Consider the following 17928-nt stretch of genomic DNA (forward strand, 5'->3'; position numbering starts at 1 on the left):
TACTCCCAAAGTTCAAATCTGTTTAAGCTACAAACTACCTAAAAAGAAGAAAGGTTCTCTTTATTTTTTAGGAATAACCGGGCATAACAAGTAGGACTGATGCGCCCCACCAGTGTGTAAGGTTACTTGACCATCAAAAATCTCAGGCGGACGATCTTTTGGATGGTTGTGCGTGAATGGGCCAACTCCAGTAAATGGGTGTTTCATATTCGACAATTTAGCACCGGTTGCACCAGGATAGACATAATCTTTACCACGCACTGTTAAACCAATTCGATAACCTGCTGGAATAACGATACAAGTTGGCAAAATCTCAATATCTAACTCATAAATCTCACCTGGAGTGAGCATTTCGCGCTTCAAGTGTGGATGATAAGGGCGATAGGGTTTAGATTTCTCTGCATCCAAGGCGCGGTGCGAAGCTCTTAACCAACCTTGCGCTACCGGTGTATTCGGATCCAGCGCACCTTGGAAAGTCACTTCCTTCATATTGGCATCAAACAAACGCATAATGATGAACATATCCGCATCTTGCGTACTGGAAGAGACAAATAATTTTGCGGCAAGTTGACCGGTAATTTCCATGTCTTGATCAGATGGTTGCGTCAAAAAGGTTAAACCTTCAGACAAACCCCGGTACGAAACTTGGGCTGCGGTTTGAGGTGCACTCGTCTGTAAAGTCTGATTGCTTGCATCAAGGTACATATTAGTCCACTGCGTACTAGCGAGTGGCCAAGAAGTTTCGGCACGAGGGACAAACTTCTCTCCCGGATGTCTTACTTGTAAAAAGACTTTTGGTTGGCTTGGCCAATCGTTTTGAACACCTTTTAAGAAGTAATCAAAAAAGCGTTTTTGTAAGCTACGACCATAATCCGTATAAAAATGGGTCCAATGCTCGATACCGTGCATTTCTAACCATTTATCTTCTGAGGCTGCGTTCAAGAAGCCTTCTACGTTACCCCTGGTGTGCAATCCTTGTCCACCCCAGTTGCCTGCGGATAGTAACGGTACCTTGATTTTGCTGTAGTCAGGCGTGCGGCTTTTCCAAAACTCATCATCAAATTCATGTTCAAAAGTGAGTCCACCAAAATCAAAACGATTTGCGCCAAGCTCTTCAGTTGTTAGGGTTTCAGGGCCAGAGACCCAATCACCAGTTAATTTACTACGGTAACCATTTTTACCTAAACCATACTGTACTGACTTCACCTGCATGTCGTACCAATTTTCGATAAAGTTGCAAAGAATACCGCCATGATGTGATAAATCGCGATAAAAGTCGTTCGCACCTTCCCAAATACAAATTCCGGCTAAGTGCTTTGGTTGCAATGCGGCAACTTGCCACTGGTTCATACCGTAATACGAGATACCATTAATCCCGACTTTACCGTTGGACCATGGTTGTACTCCTGCCCAGTCGATACAAGTTGCAAAGTCTTGCGCTTCGCGAGCACTCCAAAGTTCTACATAACCAGGCGATCTGCCACAACCCCGTGAATCGACCCGAATACAGATATAGCCATCGGGTACCCATTTTTCTGGATCCACGACTTCCCAAGATTGAAATTGATTAGTTGAACCATCACCCACTTCAGGAAAGGTTTCAATCATTCGATCCCAGCAGGTTTTATAAAGCTGTTCAAAATGGAGGTATTTTGCATAGGGACCATAAGTGATAATCACGGGATACTTACCATCCGCAATGGGACGGAAAATATCGGCACGCACTTCAATGCCGTCATCCATGCGAATAGGCACATCCCAATCAACCTTCATACCTGCTCGAATTTCTGTTTTAAAACTCATTACATCTCCTTGTTTATTGTTTATTTTTTATTTTCTTTAGAATTTGATTTTAATCAATAGTAAAAAAAAACCGGAAAAATCATTCAGCGATTTTCCCGGATTGATTAACTTACTAATTTAGAAAAAACTTTGTACTTTAAATAACTGCGCTGCATTTAATCCTAAAATTTGCGCCTTCTCTTTATTTGAGAGTGGTGTATTCAAAATGTGTGTAATAGGGTCATCATTCCAAGGAATTGGTTGATCTGTACCAATCATGACTTGGCTAGCCCCAACTTCTGCAACTAAATGGCGTAACCCTTCTGGAGTAAAGAGTAATGAGTCAAAATAAATCTGCTTCAGGTATTCCGTTGGCTTTTTCTTGAGCACAATATTTGGATTACAGTTAGTTGGTGAGATGAAGCAAGTCACATCCATCCGAGGTGCGTAGGATCCTAAGAATCCTCCGCCATGCGGGGCAAGAATCTTTAAATTTGGAAACTTATCTAAAGTACCATCAAAAATTAAGTGCTCTAAAGCAATCGTTGTATCAAGCGGATTGCCAATCGTATTTGATAACCAACCATTACCTTTGAAACGATTTGCTAATTGAGGGGTACTTTGTGGGTGCATAAATAACACTGCACCGAGTTCTTCTGCCTTCGCCAAAACCGGCTCAAACATCGGGTCAGAAAAATCTGTTTCCAACATTTTTGCCTGAATCGCTGCACCTTTCATCCCCGGCATTTTCATGAGTGCTTCGAGTTGTTTAACAGCTAAGTCTGGAAATTGCATAGCGATGCAACCAAAAGCAGCAAATCTTCCAGGATGAGCTAAGCAAAGAGCTGTTAAATTTTCGTTATTAATCCGGCAAATCTCGGTCGCGATTTCTCTTGATTTGTTATACCAAAAGACGTTGACGGATAATATCTGCATATCAATACCCATCGCATCCATCGTATCGAGGCGATACTGTACGGCCTCACGATTACTCATTGGGATGTAGTGTTGTGGGCCACCTTTGACAGAAGCATTAATATTGGCTCCTTCACCGGCTAAAGCGACTGCTTCAGGGAAAAAACAGTGAGCATGAGTATCTATCGTCGTAATACGTCTACCGTCAATGTAAGTAGGCTTGCGCTTATTACCCATATTAGGATGACGATAGTTGTTTTTAGGATCATTACCAGCATCTTTGGTGATGGCCACTAAGCGTTTTTGCTCTTCCGTTAAGGGGTATTGGGCAAAGGCGCTATCTAACATCGCGCAGGAACAAAAAGAGATGCCTGAAAAAACAGAATTTTTAAGAAATGAACGTCTTGATGTCATGTTGTCTCCATGATAGTTATAGTTAGTAATGCAAAAGTTTTACTCAAACCATCTTAATCAATTCAATATAAGGTGATATAGGGGTTTTTACTCAGTTTAAAAAAATAGAATCATCCTAGTTTTCAGTCTTCCGGCATAATCATGCCGCCTTCCGGTACTTGCAGACGAATCGCATTCAGAATCATTGATACAAAACCAAAATAACCCGCTGTCGCTAGAATATCTAGCACTGTGATTTCACCAAAGCGAGACTTCGCTTTATCAAACGTTGGATCAGTGATTTCACCATCGTTCAGTAACTCAGTCACAAAATCAAACACGATCGTTTCATCTTCAGTGAGTCCCTCTGGACGCTGACGTCGACCAATCGCCTCAATTTTGTCATCCGCAAAACCAAGTCCTTTGAGAATCATGCCATGCGCATGCCACTCGTATCTTGCTTTAAAAAATCTCGCTACCATCAAAATCATCATTTCTCGGATTGTGTCTGGCAAACTACTCTCAAAGCGGACACTGTCCCCTAATTGACTGACCCGATCGGCGAGTGTTGGATTACGCAGGAGCGCCCCGAAAGGTCCACGAATCCCTTTACGCGGTCCATTAACGAGTTTGTCATAAACAACTTTTTGTTCTGGTGATAAAGATTCAACCGGTAAGTGTGGAAATCTAGGTGTTGTATTTGTCATGTGTTGAACTTTCGTTTTTCATTTAAGAGGGTTGAATATTTAATTTCTGTAATATCTCGGAATATCTTTTGACATCTTCTCGAAGTAGTTTTGCCATCTGCTCTGGTGTACCACCATCCGGTACATAGCCTGCTACGGAGTTTGTTAGAGTTTGTTTTAGTGTTGGTTGTTGAAGAACTTTTGTGAATTCCTTATTCAAGCGCTCAACAATGGGTTTCGGTAAATTAGCGGGACCAAACAACCCCATCCAAGTCCCCTGAAATACCATATCTTTAATGCCAACTTCTGCCATCGTCGGCGTATCGGGTAACTCTGGAAGCCGTTTTTCGCCAGTAAAACCAATCGCACGTAACTTACCACTTCGAATAAATGGCATCACAATCCCAGGTGGCATGATTGCAACTTGTACTTCTCCTCCAACTAATGCGTTTAAGGAAGGCGCACTGCCTTTGTAGGGCACATGCAACATATGGGTACCTGTCTTTTGGTTAAACAGTTCACTAGCAATATGAATCGTGTTGCCAACTCCAGGAGAACTATAGGCAACGGATTGATTCGATTTTTTTTCGTAAGCAATAAATTCTTGCACTGTTTTCACCGGCAGAGAAGGGTGGACTACCATGACAAAACCAACACCTTGCATGATGCAGGTAATCGGTGTGAAATCTTTTAAAACATCATATTTAATATCTTTATAGATACTAGGATTGAGTGCAAAAGAAGCTGTCACTGCTAGTAATGTGTAACCATCAGGGTTTGCTTTAGCAACCAAATCACTACCAATCATGCCATTGGCACCGGCACGATTATCAATCAAGATTGTTTGACCAAGATTTTCAAGTAAGGCTTGGCTTATCGGCCTCAGAGCAACGTCGAGCGTACCGCCAGCGGCAAATGGCACAATCACCTTAATCGGCTGAGATGGGTATTTACTGATATCTGATTGGGCGTTGGCATTCAGCAATGGGTAGCCAAGGGCTAAAGCGCTGGCGCGCAGAACGCCCCGTCGTAATCGAAAATTCGGCATTTATTGCCCCTCTGGTTCAACACCAATGGTAAATTTCCAGCCCATACTTTGTAACTTCTCAACCATGCCTTGGCCATATTTTTGAGCAATATTCTCAGCAGTTTGTGGCACACGATCGACATCATCAAATTCTTCGCGCTTACCCTGAATGATGACCATTAAATGGGCATCTTCATTTGATCGGTTAATAAACCGTCTCGTGACACCCTTAGGCATCGCTACTAAATCTAAGTGCTCAAGAATAATGGACTCTTCACCGAAATCACCCCACTGAATTTCCCAACGACCAGTAAGCGCCATGAAGGTTTCTTCCGTGTTGTAATGCACGTGTAACCCAGGACCTTGATTTGGTGGACAGGTAGCAATCCCTAAACGAAACACGCCCGCTTCACCACCCGTCACAGCTGGCTTCGGAGATAGTTGACCTGGCAGAGGACCCGGTGACATTACATTACGCGTGGTCTTTGCCATAATCATTTCTAATACTTCTGGCGGGATACCCTTTTCTTCTAAGTGGTGTTTTTTGACAGGCACGATTTCATTAAAGCGTGCAATTTGTTTTTTCATTTCTTCTTGGGTTGGGGTCCATCTTTGCATATCTTTGTCTCCTCAATTTTGATGTTTTTTATTTTTACTACTGGTATTTATTGAATTTCAATCAACTACCCTTACTACTAAAAAATTGCTTCATGACTTGTACGCTCTCTTTTAACGCGTCGAGTGCCGGTTGCAGACTTCCAGTCCACATTAAAAAACCATGCGGCAAGTTAGGGTAAGTAACCATTTGTGCATCAACTCCAATCGCATCTAATTGGTCAGCTAATTTTTGAGTATCAGTAATCAGTGGATCATCAGCCCCGACACCTTGCCAAATGGGTGGCAAACCTGCAACACTCGCCAAAAGTGGCGTTGCTGCTTGATCGTCTAAGGCTCTACTCGGCCCTAAATACTGTTTCCATACCCACTGTGAGTATTCTCTGGCTTTAGGTTTAAAACCACCCGCATTACTGTAGAACAAAATCAAGCCAGCTAACTCATTCTTCTTTTGATCTCGCAGTGCTTGAGCAGTGCTGAGTGCAATCGTTGCTCCAGCAGACTCGCCAAATAAGACCGGTTGACCATGAATGCCCAGGCTCGTCTGTTGTGCCTTTAAGTATTCCACGACAGCAATCACTTCATTACGCTGTACTGGAAAGTGAAAATCTGGCGCGCGGCGATAATCAATGCCACATACTACACAACCACTTTCAAGCGCTAAGGTGCGCATAGTGCGGGCGTGAGAGTCGAGTGACCCAGCCCAAAATCCTGCGCCGCGAATAAAGATTAAATAATTGCTAGGTGCCCCCAAAGATGGATAGACTAATCGAATTGGAATATCCCCGACGGGTCCCGCAATGAATCGGTCCTCAATTTTCGCCACTTCTGGCAAATTTTGATTGAGTGTCTTGAAATACTCGTCTTGCTGCAAACGAGCTTGGTCAAGCGGTTGAGTAAGCGGATCAGCTGACTTCACACCAGTTAACGCTTGGGCATTTGCTGCCTCTTTATAAGTCGTAAACATAAGTCTCCATTTTTAAAATACTTTTTAACAAACGACTACATCATCTTTAGTTGTTAATAGTTTGCATCAGACTAAAGAGTTGATTCTGCCCTTCAAAACCAATTCCGGGTCGATCCGACAAATTGATAAAACCTTCCGTCACAATCGAATCATCCGCAAACCCAGCAAATGCTCCAAACACATCTGGATATGCTTCGCACCCACCTAGACCAAAGCCAGCAACAATAGCAAGAGTCATTAAATTACCACCGTGGGGGAAAACTTGAGATCTGGCCCATTTTCTTTCAGCCATCATTTCTAAAGTTCTAGAAAACTGGGTAATACCGTAGGACTGAGGCACATCAATTTGGATAATATCCCGATCACTGCGCAGACCACCAAACTGAATCAAATTACGTATATCTTGGGTCGAAAATAAGTTTTCTGCTGTCGCAATCGGGGCTTCATAAAAACCACATAACTCTGCCAATAGCGCATAGTCTAGTGGATCAGTTGGCTCTTCTAACCAACGTAGACCATAAGGAGCAAGCGCTTTAGTATAAGTAAGCGCACTCTCACGTTGCCAAGCTGCATTGGCATCCACAGCAATACTATTGGCTGAACCCATTACTTCAATTGCGGCATCTAATCTTAATAAATCCTCTTTGAGTGGAGCGCCACCGACTTTTACTTTCATGACGGTATAGCCTTCATCTTTACGACGCTGGATTTCTTCTTTTAGCTCAGGTATTCCTTTACCAGGCGCGTACCAACCACCACCAACATAACAAGGCACTTTGGTCGGAATCTTACCTTGATTAAAGCGCTCAGCTAAAACAGCGTACAGGGGCTTATCAGCAACCTTAGCCACTAAATCCCAAACGGCTACTTCGATCGTACCGATTGGCACAGATCGTTCAGAATGTCCGCCTGGTTTTTCACGTAGCATCATTCTGGCAAAAATTTTCGCTGGATCAAAGTTCACGCCACTAGCGTCCAATAACTCATCCGGACTAGCGCTTAAAATTCTAGGGATTAAACGGGAGCGCATTTGTGCGCCGCAGGCATAACGTCCAGTTGAATTGAATGCATACCCAATTAAAGGTTTGCCATTGCGCATCACGTCAGAAATAACTGCCACCACAGAAGTTGTCATTTCACTAAAGTCAAAGACGGAATTACGTAAGGAGGACTTTAAAGGAATGGCAATTTCTCGAATATCGACTATCTTCATAAAACTCTTCTTAATTCAATGGATCAGATGAATATTTGATAAAACCAGGGCGTTGTTTCACTTCTTGGTACCAGCGATCCACATTCGGAAAACTTGGTCGCTCAATTGGTATATTGAACCAACGATAGGCAACTAACGCAACTGGAATATCTGCTAACGTAAATTGATCACAGGCCACATATTTGAATTTACCAAGTTGCTCTTCCAAAATAGTTAGGACCTTAATCATGAGTTGGCGCGCGTTTTCAAGTTCTTGAGGATTACGCTCCGCCAGAGGTGTTCTCACATAGCCCCAAAATAATGTTCTCATTGGTGGCCAGCAGACGGTGTTGTACCAGTCATGCCACTGTTCAATCTTCGCCTGAATCAAAGGATCTGTCGGAAACACTTGCCCACTTGTGTCATGCTTTTTAGCCAAGTAACGCATAATAGTATGGGACTCCCAAAGGATGAACCCATTGTCATCAATCATGGGCACTAAGCCATTGGGATTTTTTTGTAAATAATCGGCCGATTTATTCACGCCGAATTGCAAACCCGCATCAATACGTTGAAATGGAATCGCAAGTTCTTCATTAGTCCATAAAACTTTTTGGACATTTATTGAGTTCAGACGCCCCCAAAGGATTAATTCATCCATTTATATCTCCATATTTGTTATTTATACTAATATGATAGACGATATAGAAGAGTATTTACTATTTTTAGGAGCTTCAGATGATCTTTCGAGTGCAGGGTATAAAAAAAATATTACCCTTAGTTTTTTTTCAATTATTTTGGTTGATTCCAACGACTGCCCAAAGCCAATCTGCAAGTTCTAACTCCGTAAGCTATCCAGATAAAGTGGTTCGAATTATTGTGCCATTTGCGCCTGGTGGTCCCTCAGATATTATTGCTAGGCTCCTCTCCCAAAAACTCTCCGAAAACTCTGGTAAATCCTTTATTGTCGAAAACAAACCCGGTGGTGCCGCCAATATCGGCGCTGCACAAGTTGCTAAATCAGCACCCGATGGTTATACCTTATTACTCATGAGTAGTGCCTACGTCATCAACCCATCTTTGTATGAAAATCCAGGCTTTCATCCATTAAAAGATTTTGCACCCGTAGCAATGCCTGTCAGTTCACCGAATGTGCTCGTTGCAAGCCCTGATTTTGCTGCGAAAAACTTTAAAGATTTCATCGCATTTGCCAAAGCCAATCCAGGCAAGATTGATTATGCAACTCCTGGCAATGGAACTGGTCCGCACCTCAGTATGGAATTATTAAAGATTCGTGGCAACTTGGATATGAAACACATTCCATACAACGGTGGTGGTCCTGCTTTGCAAGCGGTATTGGGTCATCAGGTACCTGTCGGATTTTCTGCATTGCCGCCAGCCATGGCACAGATCAATGCAGGCAAACTCATTCCCCTAGCGATTACGAGTAAAGTACGTTTTACAAGCATCCCGAATGTACCAACCATTAGTGAAGCTGGCTTTCCTGAGTTTGAAGGCGATACCCAGCAATTTATATCCGCTCCCGCAGGTACTCCAAAAGCCATTGTGAATTACCTGAATCAGGAAATTACAAAGATTGTGCAAGAGCCAGTGATGCGCGAAAAACTAGTTGGTTTAGGCTATATTATTCTTACTCCAACACCTGAACAAACAACCCAGATTATTCAACAAGAAGTGGATAAGTGGGCTAAGGTGGTCAAAGTAGGTAATATCAAACCTGATTAAGTCATTGTAAAACTGGACTAGTCTATTTACTTAAATCTAAAGAGGTAATTCATGACGCAACGATATTCTTTCAGTCTGCGATTGATGCATTGGCTTTCTGCCGCGTTAATCATCGGATTGCTTATCTTGGGCTTTTGGATGACTAGTCGCTCAGATGCCGATCTATGGGATGAACTAACAAATACTCTGTACGCTTGGCATAAATTCATTGGTTTTTTGGTTCTAATGATTACGGGTGTGCGTCTTCTAACCAAATCAATTTCGAAAAGACCGCCCTACCCTGAAGACTTTTCTCCTATTCAAATACTATTAGCCAAGTCAGTACAAAGCTCTTTGTACTTGTTATTGTTTCTGGCACCCCTCTTTGGCTGGGCTGGGGTTACTGCTTATCCGGCGCTGATCACAATTGGTGATTACTATCTACCTGGCATGCCTGGCATTCCCAAAGATGAAGCTTTGGCTAAACAATTATTTGAGATCCACGGCTATCTTGTTTTTGTTCTCATTGGCATTACCTTAGGACATATCACTGTTGGACTCGGCCACTTGTGGTTGAAAAAAGATGAGATATTTGAGCGTATTTGGTTTAGACGCTAAGATTATTTTTGCAGGGTTTTACGCATCAGAATCCGATGTAGTGCAAAATTCCTCCCTCAAACAAATTGCCTGACCTTATGGTAAATTGTGCAGTGCGTAGTTTGCTTAGTAAAATCCGTAAATAAGGTCTTCCGATAGTGTTCTCAACCCAGCTTGCGTCATCTCCTCCTGCTAGTAACCTATCGCTCCAGAAACAACAAGAGTGGGATGAATTTTTAGTCAATTTTTTTGGCAATGGGCCGCTATCTATCTCACCCTTACAAGCTATTTTTGAGCCCTTACGCAACCCAACTTTAGATGACATGGTCGTAGTAGGTCAAATCGGCCAAACTTTGGATGGTCGAATTGCAACGGTTACGGGTCAATCAAGATATGTGAATGGCCTGACGGGTTTAACCCACCTTCATCAGTTAAGGGCACTAGTTGATGCGGTTGTCATTGGAGTTGGCACAGCGCTAGCAGATGATCCCCAACTTACGGTTAGACAAATCAAAGGGAGAAATCCTGCTCGTGTGGTGATTGATCCAAGAGCACGTCTTTCGCATCAGCACTTGGTTTGGCAAGATGATGGGGTGAAAAAAATATGGATTGTTGCAGAAGGCGTTACGGCAAGCCCACCTCCGCAAGTTGAATTAATTATGCTTCCCGCAGTAAGTGGCGCAATTGATCCTGCCTTAATATTAAAAAGCTTGAATTTGCACTCACTCAAACGCGTTTTAATTGAGGGTGGCGCTGAAACTGTTTCACGTTTTATAGTAGCAAAATGCCTTGATCGCCTGCACTTAATAGTGGCGCCTATTATTATGGGGTCAGGTCGACTCAGTTTTAATCTACCCCCCATTGAGCATATGGATCAAGCCTTAAGGCTAGCAATACAAACACACCAACTCGGCAATGATGTTGTTTTCGATTGCGATTTACAAACTCAAAGAGTTGCGCTCAATACTAAATAAGATGAGTCAGCACAGTAGCAAATAGCTGTGATGCATGATCCCAAGTTGGTTGCTTTATTGCTGCTTGTAATGCGCCGTCAGACAAGCGGGATCGATATGAAGAATCTTGTATTAAAGTTTTTAAGGCAGCAGTTAAATTGGGAATATCGCCTGGCGGAACCAGTAAGCTGGCTTCCGGTGGTACAGTATCTGGTATTGCACCCCCGGTTGTTGCAATAATCGGTAAGCCATAACTCATTGCCTCGGCATACACCATACCGTAGCCTTCAAAAAGAGATGGCAATACAAATACATCCGCATTGGCATACAGTACATCTAATTCTTGATTACTCACTGCGCCAAGAATCTTAACCCGCTCCTCTAATTGAAAACGCTGAATGTCCATCATCAAACGTTCATAGGCTGCAGTATTCCGTGAGGTGTCACCGGCAATCGTAAGAGTCCACTGTAAATCAAGCAAGGGTGCGAGTGCCGCCATTAAATAATCAAAGCCCTTACGCGGAATAATGGATCCAACCGAAAGTAAATGAACTGGCTCAAGGTGATCTGAATTTTTTTGTATCTTTATTGGCTGAAAAGGATTGCGATTTGTTCCAGGCAAAACTACATCGATGATTTTTGGAGTAATACCAAAGTGTTCACTTAAATCACGACCCGTGGCCGGACTAGTCACAATCACTTGATTAACTTGCTGCAACGCTTGCGTCTCGCTTAGCATCAATGACTTTATTTCTACTTCAGTTAATCCCAACTCAAACGCTAAGGGGTGGTGGATTAATGCAATCAGGGGATGTCGCTTTGCAAGCTCAGCAGCAAGATTAGGAAGAACCCCTAAAGCTAATCCATCGATTACCATCGGTACGCCTTCAGGGAGCTTCATTAAACTGCTTTTTGCAAACGCTACTTGGCCATCCGTCGGGAAAGGATAACCTTCCCCGAGACTGATTAACTGAATTTGCCAACCAAGTTGCTTAAGTCCCTCAATTATTTTCCGGTCATAGGCATAACCACCTGTAGGGGTATTTAAGTCGCCTGGATAAACAAAAATCAGCTGCGGCATGTCGCTAATTTGAAGCTTAATGAATCGCTGCCTCGTACCAAGCACGCGCAACATGGGATTCAGAAATCGTTACTCGAATGGCGTGTAATTCAGAACCATTACGACCTAAGCCTTTTGCACGCGCTGCTGCTGCAAGTTGATCAAAAATGTACTTCGTCAAAAACTCCGTCGTCGTATTCACTCCCTTGAACTCAGGACGGTCGTCTAAATTACAGTAATTAATCGGCTTTAGAGTTGCCTTTAAAACATCCAGTGCTAAGCCAATGTCGATCACAATGCCATTTTCATCAAGTTCTTTAGAAATAAAAGCGGCGTCAACCACAAAGGTTGCGCCGTGCAAAGCTTGTGCGGGTCCAAATACTTCACCGCGAAATGAGTGGGCAATCATAATGTGATCGCGTACTTCAACTGTAAACATAGTAGTTCCTTAAGGATAACGAATTAAACAGCACAACGCAGTACTGCGCGTACCAAGAAGATCGGGTAATCGATCGGGTAAATCAGAAAAATGAACGGCAGGTTCAAGCAAAACATCCAGTCTTGGATCATGTAACATGTTGATGGCGGCTTGTAATCTGCGTCGATGAGTCCAGCGGGGGCGATGTGAGGCAGCAACATGACCAACCTGACTCGACTGTAAGCGAATTTGACGACTATGAAACGCACCCCCAAGTGGCGCTTGAACTTGACGATCGCCATACCAACTCATCTCAAGCACGGTTGCCTCGTCGCCAGCAGCCATCATCGCCGTTGCGAGTCCGGCAGCACTTGCACTGCAATGAAATACTACATCGCAATCGGACGGCGCCGCCTCCGGTAGAGAAAAATTGACGCCTAATTGTCTTGCAATCGTTGCTCGCTCAGGGTTGATATCAACCAAAGTGACTTCAGCGCTAGGCAAGTGCCCACATAAATAAGCAATCAAACAACCCACTACACCACCACCAACGACCACAATTCGATCACCGGGACCGGGTGTGGCGTCCCACACTGCATTGAGGGCTGTTTCCATATTCGCTGCTAAAACAGCGCGCTCAGAACTCACTTTTTCCGGCAACAGGACTACATTTTGCATATCTGCTTGATACAAAGTTTGATGGGGTTGCAGGGCAAAAACCCGTTGACCAAGCCACTCAGTAGGACCCTCTTCGACCAGACCTACATTTGAGTAACCGTACTTTACTGGAAATGGAAATGTGCCACCCATCCAGGGGGCTGCCATGCGGGAATATTCCGACTCTGGTACGAGCCCACGATAAATTAAAGATTCAGTACCACGACTAAGAGACCCAAAAAGAGCACGGACACGCAGAAATTGATGAGGTAATGGCGCAAGAGATTCGGAGCGAATTTCAGCACATTCCGGGGCAACATACCAAAGAGACTGACTTAGGATTGCATTCGAAGAAGTGGCTGCATTGTGTGGCACAAAAAATCCTAAGTGATAAGTGAAAAACTTCGAGCTACTCTATACTATTGAGGCATTTTGCATATTATAAGTTAGCTAGAGTGAATAATTTGAATCCTCCTACAAAAATAGTCTCTGATTCAGCCATCACTCTAAGACGAGTAATTTTTTCTACTTTATCGCTAACGACTGCATTTTTAATGTTGTTTCTAGTTCATAAAAGCTTGGCACTAGATACTCCACTCATGGTGCACTTCCTATTTTTAGGGCTCTTTGCCTTAATCTTGCCTTGGATGGTAGTTGGTTTTTGGAATGCCATTATCGGACTCTTGCTTTGCCAATGTTTCAAAGATCCAACTAAAATTATTTTGCCAGCAAGTATGCGTGAGCAGGACACTGCCCCACTGTCATATTCCACGGCCATTCTTCTGTGTGTACGAAATGAATCCGTAGAGCGATTAATTCGGAATCTCCAGGTGATGCTTGATGGTTTAGTGAATGATCAACTTGGTCCTTTTTTTCATATCTACATACTCAGCGATACCAATGAGGAAACCATTGCAATTGAAGAGCGCACCAACTTTGATGGACTTTGCAAAAAGTACCATGAGCAGGTCAAAATCACTTATCGCTGCAGAGAAGATAATGCTGGTTATAAAGCAGGCAACATTGCTGATTTTTGCCAGCGTTGGGGTAAGAATCATGACTTTGCTTTAGTACTAGATGCTGATAGTTTTATGACTAGTCGCGCTATCACTCGACTAGTTCGTATGATGCAAGCAAATCCGCGTTTAGGCATTCTTCAGGGCTTAGTGATTGGCTTACCCTCTAGTAGTCCATTTACACGCTTATTCCAATACGGTATGCGTCTTGGCATGCGCTCCTTCACGATGGGCTCGGCCTGGTGGCAAGCAGACTGCGGACCCTACTGGGGCCATAATGCTCTGATCCGACTAGCACCATTCATGTCGTTCTGTGAGTTACCAACTTTAAAAAGTCGATCTGGCGAACCAAAACCGATTCTTAGTCATGACTTGATTGAAGCAGTTCTAATGCGTCGTGCTGGCTATGAGGTCAGAATTTATCCACAAGAAGATGCTAGCTGGGAAGAAAACCCTCCCACCTTAACGGAATATATTCGTCGTGATTTACGTTGGTGCGAAGGGAATTTACAGTATTTTAAATTACTCAATTTACCGAATCTTTTGCCCGTAAATCGTATCCAGTTAGTGTTGGCAATCACGATGTTTTTTGGATCACCGGCATGGATTGCCATGATTCTACTTTGTACCGTTGCTATTAGCTTAAGTACAACGCCTGCTAATCTGATTAATGAAAATTATTTTTTTACCTTACTAGTAGTTACCTTAATGATGTGGTATTTGCCTAAAACGACTGGTGCCCTGGATGTGCTTTTGCGTACCTCGAAAAGTAAAGACTTTGGGGGACGATGGCGCTTTACGATCAGCCTATTATTAGAGATGGTTTTTTCCTTGCTGATGACACCTATTACTTGGCTCAATCATACAATGTTCATTACGCGTTTGGTCTTTGGGAAAAAGGGAGGTTGGTCTGCACATGCGCGGGACGATCATTCAATTTCTATATTAGATGCACTCCACCAATTTTGGCCTCACACCGTTCTTGGTGTTGTTCTAACAAGTATGTTGTATTTTACGCACCCAGCGACGCTTATCTACGGTTTGCTTTTCTTTGGCGGCCTCTTATTTGCAGCACCTTTAGTTGTGCTCACCTCTCAGCCGTGGCTTGGTCGTTTTATGATGCGTCGTCAACTTTTATCTTTACCTGAAGAAATTGCGCCCCCTATCGATTTACTTCCCTTGCAACTTAACGCCCTTCAATTAGATTTGCCTCAGCTAAAAAATACGTAATGAGCTTTTTTAACATTTACTATCGTGCGCTAAAGTTATTGGGCCCAGACCAGCGTCTCGGTTGGTTACTAGCATTTGCAAATATGGTAATGGCATGCGCACTTTTCGCTGAACCTATTTTATTTGGGAAGGTCATTGATGTTTTAACTCGGACTCCTAACGCCTCTTTAACAGCAACTTGGGATTCCGTTGCGCCTCTTCTCATTATATGGATTGGCTTTGGTCTTTTTACAATTGCTGGCTCAACAGGCATTGCTTTATTTTCCGATCGACTAGCGCACCACAGACGACATACCGTATTAAGAGAATATGTTGAACACGTGTTGCATTTACCTTTAGCGCAACAAGCAAGAACGCACTCTGGACGGTTAATGAAAATTATGCTGCAGGGTACTGATACTCTTTGGTGGCTTTGGCTGAGTTTTTTTCGAGAGAACCTTGGGGCAATTGTTTCGCTCATTATTTTGGTGCCGGTCGCACTCTATATTAATTGGCGGCTCGCATGTGTTCTCATCATACTGTGTCTTGTATTTGGATTTTTAACCCATTTTATTTTACGTAAAACTCAAGCCCTTCAACTACAAATTGAAAGCAACCATTCTGATTTAGCTGAACTCACCTCAGATACGCTGAGCAATATTGCTTTAGTTCAAAGTTTTGCGCGTATTCAGATTGAACTTAAGTCGATCAAAAAAATTAGCCAGCGCGTTTTAGGGGCCCAATTTCCAGTACTTTACTGGTGGGCAGTTGTGACAGTTCTCACACGCTCAGCGACCACTATTAGCGTTTTATGTATTATCGCTCTTGGTGTTTGGTTGTTTACTCAATCTTTGATCACGATGGGTGAAATCGTCTCCTTTGTGGCCTTTGCTGGCATCATTATTAGTCGCCTTGAGCAGGTCATCGCATTTGCAAACAAGCTAGCGACCGACGCACCACGCTTAAGAGAATTCTTTGACGTTCTCGATACGAATCCAGAAATTAAAGATCGTCAAGATGCTATCGATCCTGGACGTGTCGTAGGCTTGGTTGAATTTCATCAAGTCAGCTTTTCTTACAATTCGCAACAAAAAGCCGTTGATCATTTGAGCTTTGCTATTAAATCAGGCGAAACGATTGCTTTGGTAGGTGCTTCAGGGGCTGGAAAATCTACAGCACTTAGCCTACTTTATCGGGCTTTCGATCCCCAGTCTGGTTTTATTACGATTGATGGAATCGATATTCGGGACTTGCAGCTAAGTGCACTACGACGTAATATTGGCGTTGTCTTTCAAGAACCACTCTTATTTAATCGCTCAATCGCAGATAACATCAGAATAGGATCTCCAGATGCGAGTGATGATGAAGTCCGAGAAGCTTGTATTCGAGCACAAGCATTACATTTTATTGAGCGTCAACCTGAAGGCTTTAATACACTTATTGGTGAGCGTGGTAGAACCCTCTCCGGGGGCGAGCGTCAGCGCTTATCAATCGCTCGTGTACTATTAAAAGATGCTCCTATTTTAATTTTGGATGAAGCGACTAGCGCCCTAGATACTTCCACCGAAGAAAGTTTACTGGATGCTTTAGCAGAAGTTATGCACTCGCGTAGTACGCTAGTGATTGCGCATCGATTAAGTACTATACGGCAAGCGAATCATATTTTAGTGATGGATGCCGGCAAGGTCATTGAATCTGGCAGCTTCGAGAGGCTATATCAACAGGGCGGACGTTTTACTGAAATCATGCGACAACAATATGGTCTCGTGGCTGAAATGAATAAGTTAATTAAATAAATATGAAGCGAATGGATAATTCATGAGTGGTTTTTCAGCTGACTGGCTTAGTTTACGTGAACCTGTAGACCATCGATCACGTAATCTTGACCTACAAGCCCAAGTACTTAACTATCTTGAGAAAATCAAAACTTTATATCCTGGTTCGGTCCATATTACTGATTTAGGTTCTGGTACCGGCTCTAATTTACGCGCTTTAGCACCACACATCAACTCGGTTCAATATTGGACTTTAGTCGATTATGATTTAACACTTTTGAATGTTGCTCGCTCTACCCTTCTTGCTTGGGCTGATCGCGAAATAAATATGCCTACTGATGAATCATCTGTGAATCTCTTAGATACCATCAAACCAATATCAATACTCAAAGAGAATAAAACAATTGTCGTAAAGTTTAAATATGTCGACTTATTCAATGACTATCAAGCAATTCTGAATGAACCTGCTGATCTGATTACTGCGGCGGCTTTCTTTGACCTTGTAGCGCAACCTTGGCTTACCCAATTTTGTGCCCATTTATCAAAGCCCCTCTATACGGTACTTACTTATGACGGCGTAGAAAAGTGGAGTCCTGCCCAAGTCATTGACGCTGAAATTTTGAAGGCTTTTCATGAACATCAACGAACCGATAAAGGTTTTGGTTCTGCCTTGGGACCAGCAGCTACGCAATGTCTAGAAAACTTACTACGTGCGCAACAATTCACTACAGTTTGTGCTCCTAGTCCTTGGGTTTTAGATCACCAAGATCAAGCTTTAATTGAACAGTTAGCCATTGGTAGTGCTAAGGCAGTGAGAGAAATAGGCTCTGTATCACAGACTTCAGTCAATCAGTGGGAGCAGAGTAGGATACAAGCAGATCAGTGCGAAATCGGGCATATCGATTTTTTTTCCTACAAAGCTTAAAAACCTAAAAGTTAAT

General features: G+C 43.1%; 17 protein-coding genes. 6 read left to right on the top strand and 11 right to left on the bottom strand.

What is annotated here, in order from left to right:
* Nucleotides 1-60: 60 nt before the first annotated feature.
* From AOC35_RS10300 to AOC35_RS10335, 8 genes are all read right to left on the bottom strand, one after another.
* Entirely contained in the window at nt 61-1803 is a 1743-nt protein-coding gene (locus tag AOC35_RS10300; protein WP_245898477.1) for a CocE/NonD family hydrolase, read from the bottom strand.
* Between the two features lie 117 nt (nt 1804-1920).
* Complete coding sequence (locus tag AOC35_RS10305; RefSeq protein ID WP_108647005.1) at nt 1921-3111, bottom strand: amidohydrolase family protein; 1191 nt, start codon at nt 3109-3111, stop codon at nt 1921-1923.
* Between the two features lie 122 nt (nt 3112-3233).
* Nucleotides 3234-3797 (bottom strand): carboxymuconolactone decarboxylase family protein, encoded by a 564-nt coding sequence (locus AOC35_RS10310; RefSeq protein WP_108647006.1) that lies wholly within the window; start codon nt 3795-3797, stop codon nt 3234-3236.
* A 22-nt stretch (nt 3798-3819) separates the two neighbouring features.
* A complete protein-coding gene (locus AOC35_RS10315) occupies nt 3820-4824 on the bottom strand; it encodes a Bug family tripartite tricarboxylate transporter substrate binding protein (RefSeq protein ID WP_108647007.1) in 1005 nt (334 codons plus the stop codon).
* Nucleotides 4825-5421 (bottom strand): cupin domain-containing protein, encoded by a 597-nt coding sequence (locus AOC35_RS10320; RefSeq protein ID WP_108647008.1) that lies wholly within the window; start codon nt 5419-5421, stop codon nt 4825-4827.
* Between the two features lie 61 nt (nt 5422-5482).
* The gene (locus AOC35_RS10325; protein WP_108647009.1) at nt 5483-6385 is read right to left on the bottom strand and encodes an alpha/beta hydrolase; all 903 of its coding nucleotides are present in this window, start codon (nt 6383-6385) and stop codon (nt 5483-5485) included.
* A 46-nt stretch (nt 6386-6431) separates the two neighbouring features.
* On the bottom strand, nt 6432-7598 hold the full coding sequence (locus AOC35_RS10330) for an enolase C-terminal domain-like protein (protein WP_108647010.1): 1167 nt from the start codon (nt 7596-7598) through the stop codon (nt 6432-6434).
* 10 nt (nt 7599-7608) lie between these two features.
* Nucleotides 7609-8238, bottom strand: a complete 630-nt coding sequence (locus AOC35_RS10335; RefSeq protein WP_108647011.1) for a glutathione S-transferase family protein — start codon at nt 8236-8238, stop codon at nt 7609-7611.
* A 77-nt stretch (nt 8239-8315) separates the two neighbouring features.
* Here AOC35_RS10335 and AOC35_RS10340 point away from each other — a divergent pair, with 77 nt between their 5' ends.
* The 3 genes from AOC35_RS10340 to AOC35_RS10350 all read left to right on the top strand — a co-directional run bounded on the left by AOC35_RS10340 (nt 8316) and on the right by AOC35_RS10350 (nt 10873).
* The gene (locus tag AOC35_RS10340) at nt 8316-9323 is read left to right on the top strand and encodes a tripartite tricarboxylate transporter substrate binding protein (RefSeq protein ID WP_108647012.1); all 1008 of its coding nucleotides are present in this window, start codon (nt 8316-8318) and stop codon (nt 9321-9323) included.
* 51 nt (nt 9324-9374) lie between these two features.
* On the top strand, nt 9375-9920 hold the full coding sequence (locus tag AOC35_RS10345) for a cytochrome b (protein ID WP_108647013.1): 546 nt from the start codon (nt 9375-9377) through the stop codon (nt 9918-9920).
* A 137-nt stretch (nt 9921-10057) separates the two neighbouring features.
* Nucleotides 10058-10873, top strand: coding sequence for a RibD family protein (locus AOC35_RS10350; RefSeq protein WP_245898478.1), 816 nt, complete (start codon nt 10058-10060; stop codon nt 10871-10873).
* Here the strand turns inward: AOC35_RS10350 and AOC35_RS10355 are convergent.
* From AOC35_RS10355 to AOC35_RS10365, 3 genes are read right to left on the bottom strand one after another with little or no spacing between them, the layout of a single operon-like run.
* Nucleotides 10866-11933 carry a glycosyltransferase family 4 protein gene (locus AOC35_RS10355; protein ID WP_159077551.1) on the bottom strand — a complete coding sequence of 356 codons (1068 nt, stop codon included), beginning with the start codon at nt 11931-11933 and terminating at the stop codon, nt 10866-10868. The genes AOC35_RS10350 and AOC35_RS10355 overlap by 8 nt on opposite strands.
* Before the next feature lie 16 nt (nt 11934-11949).
* Nucleotides 11950-12351, bottom strand: a complete 402-nt coding sequence (locus AOC35_RS10360; RefSeq protein ID WP_108647015.1) for a 6-pyruvoyl trahydropterin synthase family protein — start codon at nt 12349-12351, stop codon at nt 11950-11952.
* 9 nt (nt 12352-12360) lie between these two features.
* On the bottom strand, nt 12361-13362 hold the full coding sequence (locus AOC35_RS10365; RefSeq protein WP_245898479.1) for a zinc-dependent alcohol dehydrogenase: 1002 nt from the start codon (nt 13360-13362) through the stop codon (nt 12361-12363).
* Nucleotides 13363-13451: 89 nt separating this feature from the next.
* Between AOC35_RS10365 and mdoH the strand changes: the two genes are divergently transcribed.
* From mdoH to AOC35_RS10380, 3 genes are read left to right on the top strand one after another with little or no spacing between them, the layout of a single operon-like run.
* Nucleotides 13452-15233, top strand: a complete 1782-nt coding sequence (gene mdoH, locus AOC35_RS10370) for a glucans biosynthesis glucosyltransferase MdoH (protein WP_159077552.1) — start codon at nt 13452-13454, stop codon at nt 15231-15233.
* A complete protein-coding gene (locus AOC35_RS10375; protein ID WP_108647017.1) occupies nt 15233-17008 on the top strand; it encodes a glucan ABC transporter ATP-binding protein/ permease in 1776 nt (591 codons plus the stop codon). The genes mdoH and AOC35_RS10375 overlap by 1 nt, the downstream gene beginning before the upstream one ends.
* 22 nt (nt 17009-17030) lie before the next feature.
* Nucleotides 17031-17912, top strand: coding sequence for a class I SAM-dependent methyltransferase (locus tag AOC35_RS10380; protein WP_108647018.1), 882 nt, complete (start codon nt 17031-17033; stop codon nt 17910-17912).
* Nucleotides 17913-17928 lie beyond the last annotated feature (16 nt).

It is taken from the genome of Polynucleobacter rarus, assembly GCF_003072505.1.
Lineage (GTDB): Bacteria > Pseudomonadota > Gammaproteobacteria > Burkholderiales > Burkholderiaceae > Polynucleobacter > Polynucleobacter rarus.

Excerpts from the sequence above, each read along its gene's own strand:
- AOC35_RS10300 (WP_245898477.1), bottom strand. The coding sequence starts at position 1,803 with ATGAGTTTTAAAACAGAAATTCGAGCAGGTATGAAGGTTGATTGGGAT.
- AOC35_RS10305 (WP_108647005.1), bottom strand. The coding sequence starts at position 3,111 with ATGACATCAAGACGTTCATTTCTTAAAAATTCTGTTTTTTCAGGCATC.
- AOC35_RS10310 (WP_108647006.1), bottom strand. The coding sequence starts at position 3,797 with ATGACAAATACAACACCTAGATTTCCACACTTACCGGTTGAATCTTTA.
- AOC35_RS10315 (WP_108647007.1), bottom strand. The coding sequence starts at position 4,824 with ATGCCGAATTTTCGATTACGACGGGGCGTTCTGCGCGCCAGCGCTTTA.
- AOC35_RS10320 (WP_108647008.1), bottom strand. The coding sequence starts at position 5,421 with ATGCAAAGATGGACCCCAACCCAAGAAGAAATGAAAAAACAAATTGCA.
- AOC35_RS10325 (WP_108647009.1), bottom strand. The coding sequence starts at position 6,385 with ATGTTTACGACTTATAAAGAGGCAGCAAATGCCCAAGCGTTAACTGGT.
- AOC35_RS10330 (WP_108647010.1), bottom strand. The coding sequence starts at position 7,598 with ATGAAGATAGTCGATATTCGAGAAATTGCCATTCCTTTAAAGTCCTCC.
- AOC35_RS10335 (WP_108647011.1), bottom strand. The coding sequence starts at position 8,238 with ATGGATGAATTAATCCTTTGGGGGCGTCTGAACTCAATAAATGTCCAA.
- AOC35_RS10340 (WP_108647012.1), top strand. The coding sequence starts at position 8,316 with ATGATCTTTCGAGTGCAGGGTATAAAAAAAATATTACCCTTAGTTTTT.
- AOC35_RS10345 (WP_108647013.1), top strand. The coding sequence starts at position 9,375 with ATGACGCAACGATATTCTTTCAGTCTGCGATTGATGCATTGGCTTTCT.
- AOC35_RS10355 (WP_159077551.1), bottom strand. The coding sequence starts at position 11,933 with ATGCCGCAGCTGATTTTTGTTTATCCAGGCGACTTAAATACCCCTACA.
- AOC35_RS10360 (WP_108647015.1), bottom strand. The coding sequence starts at position 12,351 with ATGTTTACAGTTGAAGTACGCGATCACATTATGATTGCCCACTCATTT.
- AOC35_RS10375 (WP_108647017.1), top strand. The coding sequence starts at position 15,233 with ATGAGCTTTTTTAACATTTACTATCGTGCGCTAAAGTTATTGGGCCCA.
- AOC35_RS10380 (WP_108647018.1), top strand. The coding sequence starts at position 17,031 with ATGAGTGGTTTTTCAGCTGACTGGCTTAGTTTACGTGAACCTGTAGAC.